Here is a 13275-nt window from a genome sequence, read left to right as displayed (position 1 = left end):
TTATCCGGCGTGCTCGGCGATGAGCGCGCGGGCCGCTTCGAGGTCGTCCGGGGACTTCAGGGCGACGGTCTTCACACCGGGCAGCGCGCGCTTGGCGAGCCCGGTCAGGGTGCCGCCGGGGCAGACCTCGATCAGCGCGGTGGCACCCAGCTCCTGGAACGTCTCCATGCAGAGGTCCCAGCGGACGGGGTTCGAAACCTGGTTCACCAGGCGGCTGACGATCTCGGTGCCGGTGGCGACGGTCTTGCCGTCGGCGTTCGAGACGTACGTGAACTTCGGGTCGGCGATCTCCAGGGCGCGCGACGCCTCGTCCAGCGCCGCGACCGCCGGGGCCATGTGGTGCGTGTGGAACGCGCCGGCCACCTTCAGGGCCACGACCTTGCGTACGCCCTCGGGCTTGTCCTCGGCCAGGGCGGCCAGCTGCTCCAGGGTGCCCGCGGCCACGACCTGGCCCGCGCCGTTCACGTTGGCCGGGGTGAGACCGAGCTTCTCCAGGTGCGGGAAGACGATCTCGGGATCGCCGCCGAGCAGCGCGGACATACCGGTCTCGGTGACGGCGGCGGCGTCGGCCATGCCGAGACCCCGCTTGCGGACGAAGCCGAGCGCGGCCTCTTCGGAGAGCACACCGGCGTACGCGGTGGCGGTGATCTCGCCCACGCTGTGGCCGGCTACCGCGCCGGGCGCGATGTCACCCAGTGCCGCGGCGGAGAGCAGACCGGCGGCGACCAGCAGGGGCTGGGCCACGGCGGTGTCGCGGATGGCGTCCGCGTCTGCCTGCGTGCCGTAGTGGACGAGGTCGAGCCCGATGGCGTCGGACCACGCGGCGAGCCGGTCGGCGGCGCCGGGCAGTTCGAGCCAGGGAGTCAGGAAGCCGGGCGTCTGAGCGCCTTGGCCGGGAGCGACGAGTACGAGCACTCTCACACTCTCTCTTGTGGACGGCCCTGCTCGCCCGTGGGGACAGGGACGAAGAACCGTCGGGGGAATTGTGGGTGTCCGACAAAAGTCTAGGACTGTGGATCTCCGTCGGCCAGACGCCCCAGGATCAGCGCGATCCTGAGCGTGAAGGCGGAACGTACATCGGAGGGGGACCAGCCGGTGACGTCGGTCACACGTCGCAGCCGGTAGCGCACGGTGTTGGGATGCACGAAGAGCATCCGGGCCGCCCCCTCCAGGCTGCTCGCCTGCTCCAGATAGACACTCAGGGTCTCCAGGAGCGCGGAGCCGGCTTCCTCCAGCGGTCTGTAGATCTCCTCCACCAGCTGGTCGCGCGCGGCCGGATCGGAGGCGATCGCGCGCTCCGGCAGGAGGTCGTCCGCCAGCACGGGCCGGGGAGCGTCCTGCCAGGCGAAGCACGCCTTGAGCCCGGCGGCCGCGGCCTGCGCGGACCGGGTGGCGGCCAGCAGGTCCGGCACCACCGGACCGGCCACCACGGGACCGGCCGCGTACGGCCCGATCAGGGCCTTGGCGACCTGGAGCGGGTTGTCGCTGCCGCCCGCGATGACCACCAGGCGGTCGCCGAGCACACCGGTGAGGACCTGGAGCTTGGCGTGCCGGGCGGCCCGCCGGATCGCCTCGACGGTGAGCTCGCTGTCGCCGTCGGGGGCGGTGCCGAGGACGACGCAGACGTGTTCGGGCGAGTTCCAGCCGAGGGCGGCGGCACGGGAGACCGCGCCCTCGTCGGCCTCGCCGGAGAGCACCGCGTTGACGACCAGCGACTCCAGGCGGGCGTCCCAGGCACCGCGTGCCTCGGCGGCCTGGGCGTAGACCTGGGCGGTGGCGAAGGCGATCTCGCGGGCGTAGACGAGCAGCGCCTCGCGCAGCGTCGACTCGTCGCCGGGCGCCGCCACCTCCTCGATCGCGGCCTCCATGACCTCGATCGTGGTGCGCACCATCTCCACGGTCTGGCGCAGGGTGATCGCCCGGGTCAGCTCGCGCGGAGCGGTCCCGAAGACGTCCGTGGAGATCGCCTGCGGGGTGTCGGGATGCCGGAACCACTCGGTGAAGGCGGCGATGCCGGCCTGGGCGACCAGACCGATCCAGGACCGGTTCTCCGGCGGCATCGCCCGGTACCACGGCAGCGTCTCGTCCATGCGGGCGATGGCGTTCGCGGCGAGCCTGCCGGACGACTGCTCAAGACGCTTCAGGGTCGCTGCGTGCGGATGGGCGGCGTTCGGCGGGGGTGGCGATTCGGGTTCGGGCACGGGGACAAGACTGCCTTATCAGGACGGGTACGTGCCCTGCCGGGGGTTCATGGGGCGTTTCAGTGGCCCGGGGCCGGGGCTACCGTGGATCCCGTGATTTCCGTGAGGCGCGCCGACGAGCGCTACCGGGGCGGTGAGGCGGCGGCCGGCATCGAGTCCCTGCACGCCTTCTCCTTCGGCCGTTTCTACGACCCGGACAACCTGCGCTTCGGCCCGGTCCTGGCCTGCAACGAGGAGCGCCTGGCGCCGGGCGCGGGCTTCGACGAGCACCCGCACAGCCATACCGAGATCGTCACCTGGGTCGTGGCGGGCGAGCTCACCCACCGCGACTCGGCGGGCCACGCGACGGTCGTACGGGCGGGGGACGTCCAGCACCTCAGTTCGGCCGGGGGCGTGCGGCACGAGGAACGCAACGACGGCTCCGGCCCGCTGGTCTTCGTCCAGATGTGGCTGGCCCCCCGGGAGCCCGGCGGCACCCCGTCGTACGAGATCGTCCGGGGCATAGCCGACTCGACGCCGTACGCGGTGCTGGCGGCCGGGGCGATGCTGTACGTCCGCCGCCTCGCGGCCGGGGAGCGCACGGCGGTGCCGGACGCGCCCGGCGTGTACGTCCACGTGGTCCGGGGCGAGGTCGCGCTGCGGGGCGAGCGACTCGGCCCCGGCGACTCGGCCCGGCTCACCGCCGAACTCGGCCTGGCCCTGACCGCCGAAACCCCGGCGGAGCTGCTGTTCTGGGAACTGAACGAGGTGTAGGGGGCGGCGTTTTCGACCGGCTCAGCCACAGGTATTCAGGGGCGCGGGGCTGTGACATTGTGCGGCTCCGCCGCGTGGGCGCGAGCAACCCGGCACGGTCCGCAGCCGAATACCCCGGCCGCCCGCCCAGGGCTTTCGGGAAGGGGCGGGGTGGGGAAAGCCGCGCGACCGGCCCCCACCGGCCCGCAGGTGAACCGGCTACAGCTCCGCCCGCACCGCGTCAGTGAACGCAGGCCACGCCTCGACCGCCCACGGGCCGAACGCCCGGTCCGTCAGGGCCACGCACGCCGCCGACGCCTCCGGGTCGATCCACAGGAACGTGCCGGACTGGCCGAAGTGGCCGAACGTGCGCGGCGAGGACGAACGCCCCGTCCAGTGCGGGGACTTGGCGGACCGGATCTCGAAGCCGAGCCCCCAGTCGTTGGGGTTCTGGTGCCCGTACCCCGGCAGCACCCCCTTCGTCCCCGGGAACTGCACGGTCATCGCCTCCGCGACCGTCATCGGGTGCAGCAGCTGCGGCGCCTGGACCTCCGCCGCGAACCGCGCCAGGTCCTCGACGGTCGAGACGCCGTCCTTGGCGGGCGAGCCGTCGAGCGACGTCGACGTCATGCCCAGCGGTTCGAGGACCGCCTGACGCAGATACTCCGCGAACGGGATGTCGGTGGCCTTGGCGATGTGGTCGCCCAGGACCTCGAACCCGGCGTTGGAGTAGAGCCGCCGCTCGCCCGGCGCCCCCATCACCCGGTGCTCGTCGAACGCGAGCCCCGAGGTGTGCGCGAGCAGATGGCGGACCGTCGAGCCCTCGGGCCCGGCGGGCTCGTCGAGCTCGACGGCGCCCTCCTCGTACGCGACGAGCGCCGCGTACGCCGTGAGCGGCTTGGTGACGGAGGCGAGCGGGAAGCGCTGCCCGGTGGGGCCGTGCGTCCCGGCGACGGTGCCGTCCGCACGGACGACGGCGGCCGCCGCGTGCGGCACGGGCCAGTTCTCGATCAGCGCCAGGCTCTTCATGCGTACGAGCCTAAACGCTTCTACAGGGACAGCCGCATGGCGGGATCCGGCGTGCGGACGAAGCCGAGCGAGGCGTACAGCGGCTCGCCCTCGGCGGAGGCGCGCAGGTCGACCTTGTGGACGCCGCGCTCCCGGAACCAGCCGAGCAGGCCCTCCATACAGGCGCGCGAGTAGCCGCGGCGGCGCATGCTCTCGTCGGTGGCGACGCTGAAGACGTAACCGGTGGTGCCCGAGGGGTTGCCCGGGCCGCCGAGACGGTATTCGATCGTGCCGACCGCGGACGCCGCGAGGCCCCCTCCGTCCGGCCGGTCGACCACGAACGCGGTCAGGTCCCCGTCGGGTTCGGCGAGCTTGCGGCGCAGGGTCGCGACGGCGGCGGGCTGCCAGCTGACGTCCGGGTGCGGGGCGCCGAGCATCGAGTCCTGCATCACCTTGCGCAGGCGTACCAGCTCTTCGGCGTCTTCGGGCAGGGCGGGGCGTGCGAGGCTCATGAGGCTGGACCCTAGTCGAGCGCGCGGTGAACTCCCCCGCATTATCTGCTTGCTTGGAGTGCACTCCAACGTTCTAGGTTGGTGGTCATGACGGTGATCGAGAGCATTCCTGTGAAGCCGGTGCCGGTGGGCCTGTGCAAGACCTACCCCGCGCACCCCCGCCCCGACGGCCAGGACCGCTACACGATCAGCGAGGTCTCGGCCTTCAGCGGACTCACCGCGCACACCCTGCGCTGGTACGAGCGGATCGGCCTGATGCCGCACGTGGACCGGTCGCACACCGGGCAGCGGCGGTTCACCAACAAGGACCTCGACTGGCTGGCCTTCGTGTCCAAGCTCCGCCTGACCGGCATGCCGGTCGCGGACATGGTCAGGTACGCGGAGCTGGTGCGCGAGGGGGAGCAGACCCTCGACGCGCGCCAGGAACTCCTGGAGCAGACCCGGCGCGACGTCGTCTCGCGCATGGCGGAGCTCCAGGACACGCTCGCCGTCCTCGATCACAAGATCAACTTTTACGCGGACGCCCGGCGGGCGTCGGAGAGGGCCTGAACGGCTATGAGCAACGAGAAGATCGCCACCGTACGACTGGGCAACGACGGCCCGCTGATCGGTGTCCAGGGCTTCGGCGCCATGGGCATCAGCGAGTTCTACGGCGACACGGACGAGGCGGCGGCCCGCGACACCCTGGAGGCGACCGTCGAGGCGGGCGTCACCCTGATAGACACGGCCGACGTGTACGGGTTCGGCGCCAACGAGGAGTTCCTGGCGCCGTTCGTGGCCGCGCACCGCGACGAGATCACCCTGGCGACCAAGTTCGGCCTGGAGCGCCGGGCGGACGACCCGCACTACCGGGGCTTCAACAACGGCCGCGCGTACATCCGCTCGGCCGTCGAGGCGAGCCTGCGCCGTCTGAACGTCGACGTCATCGACCTCTACTACATGCACCGCCGCGACCCGCAGGTGCCGCTCGTCGAGACCGTCGGCGCCATGGCCGAGCTGGTCCAGGAGGGCAAGGTCAAGTACCTGGGCCTGAGCGAGGTGACCGGTCCCGAGCTGCGCGACGCGTACGCGGTGCACCCCATCGCCGCGCTCCAGTCGGAGTGGTCGGTCTTCAGCCGGGACGTCGAACGCAGCGCGGTCGGCGCCGCCGCCGACCTCGGGGTGACCTTCGTGCCGTACTCGCCGCTCGGGCGCGGCCTGCTGACCGGCAGCTTCGCCGACGTGAGCAAGGGGCTGGCGAGCGACGACATCCGGCGTACGCACCCGCGCTTCTCGGACGAGAACGCGAAGGCGAACGCGGCGCTGCTCGAACCGCTGCACAAGATCGCCGCGGTGCACGGGGCGACCACCGCGCAGATCGCGCTCGCGTGGGTGCAGCAGCGGGCCCAGGTCCACGGCTTGGCCGTGGTCCCGATCCCGGGTACCCGCAAGCGGAGCCGGCTCCTGGAGAACACGGGCGCGACCCGCATCACGCTCAGCCCCGACGAGCTGGCGCTCCTTGAGCCGCTGGCGGGGCGGGTCGCGGGGGACCGCTACGAGAACATGAACTTCACGGCGGTGAACCGAGAGGCGTAAACGCCGCGTTCGGGGGCGCGTGTTCGTCTGCGGCCCGGTGGGGGCTGGTCGCGCAGTTCCCCGCGCCCCTTAGATGGGCCCTTCGGGCCCTCCTGTAGGGGCGCGGGGCTGTGTCGATTTGCGGCTCCGCCGCGTGGGCGCGCCAAGCCCAAGACGGCTCGCAGACGAACTGACCGCCCGCTTTCAGGGGCGCGGGGAACTGCGCGACCAGCCACCCACCGGCCCGCAGCCGAACACGCGCCCCCGGGCACCCCCACCCCTCACAGCTGCGCCAGCAACTCCGCCTTCTTCGCGCTGAATTCCGCGTCCGTCACCAGGCCCGCCTGGTGCAGTTCACCGAGGTGGCGGATCCTTTCGGCGATGTCGGCGGGGTCGCGCAGGCCGGGGGCGGTCCGGGCCGCCGGTACGGGCACGGCGGCCGCGCCCCGTACCGCCTGGAGGACGGCCGCGGCGAACGGCAGCGACTCGTGGACCGGCCCGTAGCCGAGGCCGAAGACGACCGCGGCCGGGTCCTGGTCGGCCTGGGGCGGGGTGGAGTCGTCCGTTCCGCGCCGCAGCAGCCGCAGATACCCGTCGAAGACCTCGGGCGAGCGCCACTCGACGCCGCACAGCGACGCCACCGGGAACGTCTGGTCGCCCGCCTTCCACTTCGCCGAGGAGGCGCCCGTCCAGAACCAGCGGAACGACACCTGCCGCCCGTCGAAGGACGCCCTGCCGTCGTACGCCTTGAAGTTCTGCGGCAGCTCGGGAGCGGCCACCAGGTACCGCTCCGACGGTTCGGCGGCATCGGACAGCAGCAGCGCGCGCAGCTCGTCCGCGTAGTACTCGGCGAGCGTCTCGCGCTCCGCCGGCAGCACCAGGCGGTACGGGTCACACCCGTCCTTCAGCTGTCCCGCCGCAGCCTCCATCAGCGGATCGGCGCCGGGTCTCGGCACCGCGTGCAGCACCACCGTGCCGCGCTTGCCCGGGGTCAGCGTCACCGACTCCAACGCCTCGTGGGGGATGCGTCGTTCGCGCAGCGCCTGGAACAGCTTCGGCGCGCGGATCCCCCGTTCGAAGCGGATGAGTACGGAGTCGGGCTCGAACTCCCAGGTGGCATGAATTCCGGCCAGCACATCACCCATGCGCCTCATCGTAGGCGGCGCACGCCCGCGCGTCCCCCCTCGGCGCCCGCCGCGATGCCGTGCGGACGGTCGCGCCGGGGCCGATTTCTACGCGCGTAAGGCCCCGGCGCCGCCGGAAAATCCGTTTCCCGGGCTCTTTCGGGGAGCTCAGGCGGCCGTGGCGCAGAGCGAGTCGGCGCTTGCACAGCTCACGGACTGGTACGAACCCACGCCTATCGCGGCGAAGTTGGCGAGAGATGTGGTGCCCGGCTCGAAATAGCCGGTGTGGCCGACCGCGCCGGCCGCCGAGAGCACCCGCGCCCCGAACCCGGCGGACACCGGGTCGGCGCCGTGGCCGAGCCCCGCGACATCCAGATGCGGTACGTCGGAGATCCAGTCGTCCCGGTCCCGCATCGCCCACACCCGCGCCGAGGTGCCCAGGTGGGACGCGCTCTGCGTCCGCATGCCGGGGCTGCCCGCGACCGCTATGTCCACGACCCGGGGCGGCAGCCGGTGCGCGGCCACGCCGCACAGCACCGAGCCGTAGCTGTGGCAGAACAGGGAGACCGGCGCGTTGCCGGGCAGCGCGCGGACCAGCGCGTCCAGGCGGACCGCGCCGTCCTCGGCGAGCCGCCCGATCGCGGAGTCGATGCCGAGCCCGACCGGTGTCGTGTAGTCGGCCCACGCGATCACCGCGGTGCGGGTGCGCGGACCGGCCGCGCGCTCCGCCGCGTACAGCGACTGCGCCATGCCCACCGGGGCGGTGTACTTGCGGTTGCTCTTCTCGAACGTCAGTACGTCGGTGTCGACGCCCGGGATGATCACCGAGACCCGCTCGGCGTGTTCGAGATCGCCGAAGACCTCGGCCACGCGGCCGCTGTCCGAGGGGTCGAACGCGAGGATCTGGCGGTCGCCGTCGAGCAGCGACTCGAACCGGTGCATCCGGCGGCTCGCCTGCCGGCGGCCGTCGGTGGACAGCCGGCTGTCGTGCGTACGGGCCCGCTCGATGTCCCGCGCCTCGGCGAGGGCCTGCCGGTTCGCCTCGTAGCGCAGCGGGATCGGCGCGCCGTTGAGGTTGCCGACGACCAGCGGGTACCGGTGCACGAGATCGGTGCGCTCGGTCGCCGTCAGGGAGGCGAAGAAGCGGCTGATCCGGTGCGCGGAGGCGTCCGGGTCGGGCAGCTTCTCGCCGTTGACGGTGCCCCGCGCCCAGGCGGACAGGGCGACGGCGCGCGGCTCGGTCGACCCCTGGTGGCCGCGGACGGCGGTCCATCCCGAGGTCCCGAGCATCACGAACACGACGGCGAGCGCCAGGAGCGCGCGCCAGACGTTGAGTGTGGGGGAGGAGTCGAAGGAAGTCACTGCGGTACAGAGTAGGAGGCCCGCGAGGTCCACTGGGGTGACAGTGACTCAGATCACGTTTGAACGGATCATGGAGGTTGGGGAGGTGTCACCGACCGCGCGCGCGGGCGCACACTCCGTACGGCGCGCGCCGGGTGCGCACGGGGCGTTCCACGCGCCCTGACGTGCGCTTTCGGGGCCCCGTCGGGTCATGCGGTGATCCGCGCCACGGCCGGGACGTGGCGGGGTGACGCTCACCACGATCGGGCGTGTCGGTCGTCGTTCGAGGGGGCCGTCGAGGGCAGGGGCGTGCCGCGGGTGCCGCACTCGCAGTCGTGCTCCGCCGCCCCGCCCGACAGCGCCGACACCTGGGTGCGCAGTGCCCGCACCTCCTGGGCCAGCGACTCCAGGAGCGCGGTCTGGCGGCGCTCCTCCTCGCCGTCGCGCTCGAACCGGGAGATGAACCAGGCGGCGATGTTCGCCGTCACCACACCGAGCAGGGCGATGCCCGAGAGCATCAGGCCCACCGCGATCAGCCGCCCGAGCCCGGTGGTCGGGGCGTGGTCGCCGTACCCGACCGTGGTCATCGTGGTGAACGACCACCACACCGCGTCGCCCAGGGTCTTGATGTTCCCGCCCGGGGCGTTGCGTTCCACTTCCAGCACGGCCAGCGAGCCGAACATCAAGAGCCCGACCACCGCGCCCCCGACGTACACCGTCAGCTGTATCTGCGGAGCCATCCGCGCCCGCCGTCCCACCAGGGCGAGCGTGGAGACGACCCGCAGCAGCCGCAGCGGCTGGACCAGCGGCACCACCACCGCCAGCAGATCGAGCCAGTGCGTACGGACGAACCGCAGCCGCTGGCCCGACAGAGCGAGCCGCACCACGTAGTCGCAGGCGAACGAGCCCCACACCGCCCACTCCACGCCGAAGCAGGCCTCCTGCACACCCAGCCCGGCTCCCGGGTGGACGACGGGCACGGTGTAGGCCAGGGCGAAGGCGACGGCCAGCGCGAGCAGCGGCCACTGGGTACGCCGCTCCCACCGCGTCTGCGCGGGAAGTTGGGTCATGTGGGCATCGTAAAAGCGGCGACGCGGGCGTGCGGAGCTGTGGGCGTGCGCGGGGCAAGTGGGCCAACGCCGGAGGGCGGCGGGGACCGTCGCCGGTCCCCGCCGCCCTCCGTGTCCTCGCTGCCGCCCGCCAGGGCTACGCGTCTCCGCCCGCCGTGCCCGGGTCCGCCGCCGTGACGTCGAGCAGCTGGTAGCGGTCCACGGCCTGCTTGAGCACTGAGCGGTCGACCTTGCCGTCGCGGGCGAGCTCGGTCAGCACCGCGAGGACGATCGACTGCGCGTCGATGTGGAAGAAGCGCCGCGCCGCGCCCCGGGTGTCGGCGAAGCCGAACCCGTCGGCGCCCAGCGAGGTGTACGTGCCCGGCACCCAGCGCGAGATCTGGTCCGGCACGGCCCGCATCCAGTCCGAGACGGCCACGAACGGGCCCTCGGCGCCGGAGAGCTTGCGGGTGACGTACGGGACGCGCTGCTCCTCCTCCGGGTGGAGCAGGTTGTGCTCCTCCACCTCGACGGCGTCGCGGCGCAGTTCGTTCCAGGACGTCGCGGACCAGACGTCGGCCCGTACGTTCCACTCCTGGGCGAGGATGCGCTGCGCCTCGATCGCCCACGGGACGGCCACGCCGGACGCCATGATCTGGGCCGGAATGGTGCCCGCGGTGCCCTGGGAGTAGCGGTGGATGCCCTTGAGGATGCCTTCCACGTCGACGTCGGCCGGCTCGGCCGGGTGCTGGATCGGCTCGTTGTAGACGGTGAGGTAGTAGAAGACGTCCTCGCCCGGCTTGCCGTCGGCGGTCGGGCCGTACATCCGGCGCAGACCGTCCTGCACGATGTGCGCGATCTCGTAGCCGAACGCCGGGTCGTAGGCGACACAGCCCGGGTTGGTCGAGGCGAGCAGATGCGAGTGGCCGTCGGCGTGCTGCAGGCCCTCACCGGTCAGCGTCGTACGCCCGGCGGTCGCGCCCAGGACGAAACCGCGCGACAGCTGGTCGGCCATCTGCCAGAACTGGTCGCCGGTGCGCTGGAATCCGAACATCGAGTAGAAGACGTAGACCGGGATCAGCGGCTCGCCGTGCGTGGCGTACGCCGATCCCGCGGCGATCAGCGACGCCGTGCAGCCCGCCTCGGAGATGCCGTCGTGCAGCATCTGGCCGGTCGGCGACTCCTTGTAGGCGAGCAGCAGTTCGCGGTCGACCGCCTCGTACTGCTGGCCGAGCGGGTTGTAGATCTTCGCGCTCGGGAAGAACGCGTCCATGCCGAACGTGCGGTACTCGTCCGGCGCGATCAGCACGAACCGCTTGCCGATCTCCTTGTCCCGCATGAGGTCCTTCAGGATGCGGACGAACGCCATGGTGGTGGCGATCGACTGCTGGCCCGAGCCCTTCTTCGCGGCCGCGTACGTCTTGTCCTCGGGCAGCGGCAGGGGCTTGGCGCGCACCACACGGGTCGGGACGTAACCGCCCAGACTCTTGCGGCGGTCGTGCATGTACTGGATCTCTTCGGAGTTGCGGCCCGGGTGGTAGTACGGCGGCGCGCCGGCCTCCAACTGGGCGTCCGTGATCGGGATGTGCAGCCGGTCGCGGAAGCGCTTGAGGTCCTCGACCGTCAGCTTCTTCATCTGGTGGGTCGCGTTGCGGCCCTCGAAGTTGGGGCCCAGCGTCCAGCCCTTGACGGTCTGCGCGAGGATCACGGTCGGCTGGCCCTTGTGCGCCTTGGCCGCCGCGTACGCCGCGTACACCTTCTTGTGGTCGTGACCGCCGCGGCCCAGGTGCTGGATCTGCTGGTCGGTCATGTTCTCGACCATGGCCCGCAGTCGGTGGTCGCCGCCGAAGAAGTGGTCGCGGATGTATCCGCCGGTCTCCGTCGCGTACGTCTGGAACTGGCCGTCCGGCGTGGTGTTCAGCTTGTTGACCAGGATGCCGTCGCGGTCCTGCGCGAGCAGCGGGTCCCAGGAGCGGTCCCAGACCAGCTTGATGACGTTCCAGCCGGCGCCCCGGAACTGCGACTCCAGCTCCTGGATGACCTTGCCGTTGCCGCGCACCGGGCCGTCGAGGCGCTGGAGGTTGCAGTTGACGACGAAGGTCAGGTTGTCCAGGTTCTCGCGGGCGGCGATGGAGAGCTGGCCCAGCGACTCCGGCTCGTCCATCTCGCCGTCGCCCAGATACGCCCACACATGCGAGTCGGAGGTGTCGGCGATGCCGCGCGCCTCCATGTAGCGGTTCATCCGGGCCTGGTAGATCGCGCCGAGCGGGCCGAGGCCCATCGAGACGGTCGGGAACTCCCAGAAGTCCGGCATCAGGCGCGGGTGCGGGTACGACGACAAGCCGTACGGCGCCTTGGACTTCTCCTGGCGGAACGCGTCGAGCTGCTGCTCCGAGAGGCGGTCCAGGAGGTAGGCGCGCGCGTAGATGCCGGGGGAGGCGTGGCCCTGGAAGAAGATCTGGTCGCCCCCCTTGCCGTCGTCCTTGCCCCGGAAGAAGTGGTTGAAGCCCACGTCGTACAGGGAGGCCGAGGAGGCGAAGGTGGCGATGTGGCCGCCGACCCCGATGCCCGGGCGCTGGGCGCGCGAGACCATGACCGCGGCGTTCCAGCGGGTCGCGTTGAGGACCTTGCGCTCGATCTCCTCGTTGCCGGGGAAGAACGGCTCGTCCTTGGTGGCGATGGTGTTGACGTAGTCCGTGCTGCGCATCTCCGGCACGGCCACGCGCTTCTCGCGGGCGCGCTCGATGAGGCGGAGCATCAGATAGCGGGCGCGCTCACGGCCCCGCTCGTCGACCGCCGCGTCCAGGGAGGCGAGCCATTCCTCGGTCTCCTCCGGATCGAAGTCCGGGACCTGGCTGGGAAGGCCGCCAATGATGATCGGGTTGCGATCGGATCCGGAAGCCACGCTGTTCCTTCGCTGTCGGGGGGCGTGCGGGTGTGGTGCGCCGCATCCCATCGTGGACCGCGGGGACGCAAACGTCATCTCTACCGAGGGGTAACGGGATGTACGGCAGCCCAAATCGCAACCTTACGCCCAAGCCGTCAGCGTGTTCCCCAAAGGGGGCGTGACCACGATTGGCGTACGCAGGGCGCAGAAGCATGCAAACTATCTGCAAGGGTGTGGGATGAATCACCGGCGGGAGAGCGCGCGCCCCTGAGTGGGGGCACACTGCACCCCAAAGGGCGGGTTCGGGGGCCTGGTACTTGCGCGATTCGTCCCGCCCGTGTGGACTACGCCCACAAGCCTCGCGTACGCGAGGGCTGCAGAACTTACCGAATCAAGATCAGGAGGCAAGCCGTGAGCGCGACCGCGGACCACGCGGAGGAGCGGACCAACCCGGCCGGCAGGCTGGGGTTCGAGCCCGGACAGGTGGTCCAGGAGATCGGTTACGACGACGACGTCGACCACGATCTCCGTGAAGGCATCGAGTCCATCATTGGCCAGGAACTCGTGGACGAGGACTACGACGACGTCGCCGACGTCGTGCTGCTGTGGTTCCGCGACGAGGACGGCGACCTCACGGACGCCCTGGTCGATGCCATCGGCCTCCTGGAGGACGGCGGCGTCGTCTGGCTGCTGGCTCCCAAGACAGGCCGGGACGGATACATCGAGCCCAGCGACATGAGCGACGCCGCGCAGACCGCCGGTCTCTCGCAGACCAAGAGCATCAGCGTCGCGAAGGACTGGACGGGCACCCGTCTGGTCGCGCCCAAGCGCTGATCTTCCGCTTCTCAGGGCCCCCGCCGACGCACG

At 71.4% G+C, this 13275-nt stretch carries 12 protein-coding genes; 4 read left to right on the top strand and 8 right to left on the bottom strand.

Annotated elements, in window-relative coordinates; all coding sequences use genetic code 11:
• Both ACGFRG_RS25240 and ACGFRG_RS25235 read right to left on the bottom strand, forming a co-directional pair.
• Positions 1–915: an ACP S-malonyltransferase gene (locus ACGFRG_RS25240; RefSeq protein WP_361428892.1), complete on the bottom strand. Its 915-nt coding sequence runs from the start codon at positions 913–915 to the stop codon at positions 1–3.
• An 89-nt stretch (positions 916–1004) separates the two neighbouring features.
• Positions 1005–2201, bottom strand: coding sequence for a helix-turn-helix domain-containing protein (locus ACGFRG_RS25235; RefSeq protein ID WP_361428890.1), 1197 nt, complete (start codon positions 2199–2201; stop codon positions 1005–1007).
• 93 nt (positions 2202–2294) lie between these two features.
• Here ACGFRG_RS25235 and ACGFRG_RS25230 point away from each other — a divergent pair, with 93 nt between their 5' ends.
• Positions 2295–2954 (top strand): pirin family protein, encoded by a 660-nt coding sequence (locus ACGFRG_RS25230; RefSeq protein ID WP_361428888.1) that lies wholly within the window; start codon positions 2295–2297, stop codon positions 2952–2954.
• 198 nt (positions 2955–3152) lie between these two features.
• On the opposite strand, the gene ACGFRG_RS25225 is transcribed toward ACGFRG_RS25230, so the two are convergent.
• Positions 3153–3962, bottom strand: a complete 810-nt coding sequence (locus ACGFRG_RS25225; RefSeq protein ID WP_393267440.1) for a serine hydrolase domain-containing protein — start codon at positions 3960–3962, stop codon at positions 3153–3155.
• Positions 3963–3982: 20 nt separating this feature from the next.
• On the bottom strand, positions 3983–4453 hold the full coding sequence (locus ACGFRG_RS25220; RefSeq protein WP_361428884.1) for a GNAT family N-acetyltransferase: 471 nt from the start codon (positions 4451–4453) through the stop codon (positions 3983–3985).
• A gap of 87 nt (positions 4454–4540) precedes the next feature.
• Between ACGFRG_RS25220 and ACGFRG_RS25215 the strand changes: the two genes are divergently transcribed.
• Both ACGFRG_RS25215 and ACGFRG_RS25210 read left to right on the top strand, forming a co-directional pair.
• Positions 4541–5002, top strand: coding sequence for a MerR family transcriptional regulator (locus ACGFRG_RS25215; protein ID WP_393267436.1), 462 nt, complete (start codon positions 4541–4543; stop codon positions 5000–5002).
• A 6-nt stretch (positions 5003–5008) separates the two neighbouring features.
• On the top strand, positions 5009–6028 hold the full coding sequence (locus ACGFRG_RS25210) for an aldo/keto reductase (RefSeq protein WP_361428880.1): 1020 nt from the start codon (positions 5009–5011) through the stop codon (positions 6026–6028).
• A 260-nt stretch (positions 6029–6288) separates the two neighbouring features.
• On the opposite strand, the gene ACGFRG_RS25205 is transcribed toward ACGFRG_RS25210, so the two are convergent.
• The 4 genes from ACGFRG_RS25205 to aceE all read right to left on the bottom strand — a co-directional run bounded on the left by ACGFRG_RS25205 (position 6289) and on the right by aceE (position 12426).
• Entirely contained in the window at positions 6289–7152 is an 864-nt protein-coding gene (locus ACGFRG_RS25205; RefSeq protein ID WP_393267434.1) for a DUF4429 domain-containing protein, read from the bottom strand.
• A gap of 147 nt (positions 7153–7299) precedes the next feature.
• Positions 7300–8493, bottom strand: coding sequence for an alpha/beta hydrolase (locus ACGFRG_RS25200; RefSeq protein WP_361428876.1), 1194 nt, complete (start codon positions 8491–8493; stop codon positions 7300–7302).
• Between the two features lie 233 nt (positions 8494–8726).
• The gene (locus ACGFRG_RS25195; protein ID WP_361428874.1) at positions 8727–9542 is read right to left on the bottom strand and encodes a potassium channel family protein; all 816 of its coding nucleotides are present in this window, start codon (positions 9540–9542) and stop codon (positions 8727–8729) included.
• Positions 9543–9678: 136 nt separating this feature from the next.
• A complete protein-coding gene (aceE, locus tag ACGFRG_RS25190) occupies positions 9679–12426 on the bottom strand; it encodes a pyruvate dehydrogenase (acetyl-transferring), homodimeric type (RefSeq protein WP_361428872.1) in 2748 nt (915 codons plus the stop codon).
• Between the two features lie 393 nt (positions 12427–12819).
• Here aceE and ACGFRG_RS25185 point away from each other — a divergent pair, with 393 nt between their 5' ends.
• Entirely contained in the window at positions 12820–13242 is a 423-nt protein-coding gene (locus tag ACGFRG_RS25185; protein WP_361428870.1) for a DUF3052 domain-containing protein, read from the top strand.
• The last annotated feature ends 33 nt before the right edge of the window (positions 13243–13275 follow it).

It is taken from the genome of Streptomyces sp. NPDC048696 (genome assembly GCF_043198895.1).
GTDB lineage: Bacteria > Actinomycetota > Actinomycetes > Streptomycetales > Streptomycetaceae > Streptomyces.
Note: the sequence above shows the minus strand (reverse complement) of the source record. Positions and strands in the feature narration are given on the sequence as shown.

Bases quoted from the DNA above. Each gene is read 5' to 3' on its own strand.
- ACGFRG_RS25225 (WP_393267440.1), bottom strand. From the start codon at position 3,962: ATGAAGAGCCTGGCGCTGATCGAGAACTGGCCCGTGCCGCACGCGGCG.
- ACGFRG_RS25220 (WP_361428884.1), bottom strand. From the start codon at position 4,453: ATGAGCCTCGCACGCCCCGCCCTGCCCGAAGACGCCGAAGAGCTGGTA.
- ACGFRG_RS25215 (WP_393267436.1), top strand. From the start codon at position 4,541: ATGACGGTGATCGAGAGCATTCCTGTGAAGCCGGTGCCGGTGGGCCTG.
- ACGFRG_RS25210 (WP_361428880.1), top strand. From the start codon at position 5,009: ATGAGCAACGAGAAGATCGCCACCGTACGACTGGGCAACGACGGCCCG.
- ACGFRG_RS25205 (WP_393267434.1), bottom strand. From the start codon at position 7,152: ATGGGTGATGTGCTGGCCGGAATTCATGCCACCTGGGAGTTCGAGCCC.
- ACGFRG_RS25195 (WP_361428874.1), bottom strand. From the start codon at position 9,542: ATGACCCAACTTCCCGCGCAGACGCGGTGGGAGCGGCGTACCCAGTGG.